The 1,921-nt window shown below is 65.5% G+C and carries 1 protein-coding gene and 1 pseudogene; one reads left to right on the forward strand and one right to left on the reverse strand.

What is annotated here, in order from left to right:
- Positions 1-1,556, forward strand: a 1,556-nt coding sequence (locus ACRDUX_RS29250) for a thiamine pyrophosphate-binding protein (protein ID WP_526419065.1), incomplete at its 5' end; no start/stop codon positions are given.
- 56 nt (positions 1,557-1,612) lie between these two features.
- On the opposite strand, the pseudogene ACRDUX_RS29255 reads toward ACRDUX_RS29250, so the two are convergent.
- Positions 1,613-1,921 (reverse strand): annotated as a pseudogene (locus ACRDUX_RS29255) (DUF4331 family protein); the annotation flags it as partial.

The following is a 1,921-nucleotide window of genomic DNA, read 5'->3' on the forward strand; positions in this document are numbered from 1 at the left end:
GGTACGCCAAGACGACGGGCCGCCCGATGGGTGTCATCCTCCACAACGTGGTCGGTCTTCTCCACGGTGCGATGGGGATCTACTACGCCTACATCGATCGAGTTCCCGTAATGATCTTCGGAGGCTCCGGACCTGCGGCATACGACGGCCGCCGGCCCAACATCGACTGGATCCACGGTGCGAACGTGCAGGGCAACGCCGTTCGGGACTACACCAAGTGGGACTATGAGCCCCGATCGCTCGAATCGGTACCTGCCACCATCGCGCGGGGCTATCGCATCGCGACGAGCGAGCCGGCCGGACCGGTGTACATCGCGCTCGACGCGGGCCTGCAAGAGCAACCCCTTGACGCGCCGGTCGCGATGCCCGACTGGGATCGTCTCAAGGTACCCGCACAGATCGGCCCCGACCCGGGTGCGCTGCGCCAGCTCGCCGAGGCACTGAACAACGCCAAGCGCCCCGTCATCATCCCCGGTTACATCGGTCGTGACCCGAACGCCTTCACCCTGCTCGTCCAATTGGCCGAGTCCGTCGGCATCGGAGTCATCGACACGAACATCCGGCACAACTTCCCCAACCGGCATCCCCTCTGCGTCACGGGTACCGATGCGCTGGCTGAAGCGGACTGCGTGCTCTTCCTGGACGTCAAGGACATGCAGAAGCCGACCCACGAGCTGGACTCGATCAACCGCAAGATCCGCTCGAAGATGGCACCGGACGCCCTCGTACTGGACCTGGGCTTCAACGACGTTGGATTGTCCTCGTGGAGTGAGGATTACACCGCGTTGATGGAGACCGATCTGCAAGTGACGGCCGACACCAGCGTCGCCCTCCCGATGCTCGTCGAGTCGTGCCGCGAGCTGATCACGGGAGAGCCCGAACAGCGGCGGCTAGAGCGGGCGGAATGGCGGGCGCGCCTGGCGAACATGCACGACGCAGCGTGGAAGCGCTGGGCCGAACGGGCGGAGCTCACCGCTGCCGAGTCCCCGGTGTCCACCGCCAGGCTGGCGAGCGCCGTCTGGGAGGTCGTCAAGGACTACGACTGGGTACTCACTGCAGGCACCGCATCCGAGTGGGCGAAGCGCACGTGGGACTTCGACGAGCACTACCGCACGCCGGGCCGGCAGTTGGGGACCGCGACTCAGATCGGCATCTCCCTAGGTGTGGCGTTGGCGCACAAGGGCACCGGCCGGCTCGTCGTCGACCTACAACCCGACGGTGACCTGATGTTCGACGCCGGGGCGTTGTGGGTCGCGTCGTATTACGAGCTGCCCTTGCTTGTCGTGATGTTCAACAACCGGGCCTACTACAACGACTGGGAGCATCAGGAACGTCTCGCCCTGCAGCGCGGCACCCCCGTCGAACGGGTGAACATCGGTATGGAGATCAACCACCCCGCCCCGGACTTCGCCACCCTCGCGAGATCGTTCTCCTGGCACGCCGAAGGTCCCATTACCGACCCTGCCGACGTCGAGAAGGCGGTTGCCCGAGCTGCCGAGTACGTCCAGTCCACGGGCAAACCGGCCTTGGTCGACGTCGTGTGCCAGATGAAGTAGGAGATTCCGTCGGGAGGGCGAGTCACTGATGGCCGCGGCGGGGTCGGGCGCAGACCTCAGTGCGGCGTACCGAGATAGGGGAACTCCCCAAGGGTGTCGGCATGCGGACTCAGGCCGCTCGGCGGGCAGTCACCCTTGGTGAGGAACGCCAGTCGGTAGTCGATGACGTCATCGGTGAACACCCGGCCGTTGGGGTACTTCGCGGGCTTGGACGGGTCGTAGCCGAGCATGTCGGGCAGAATGCCCTCCTCGTCGATCGCCGCGACGGCCTCGGCCCGTGAGTAGCCACCGGTGTGACCCAACAGGTGGATGAACATGGCGATCCAGCGCTCGCGGTCGTGAACCGGTTCGGAGGCGTTGTACTC

It is taken from the genome of Mycobacterium sp. (genome assembly GCF_050701675.1).
Taxonomy (GTDB): domain Bacteria; phylum Actinomycetota; class Actinomycetes; order Mycobacteriales; family Mycobacteriaceae; genus Mycobacterium.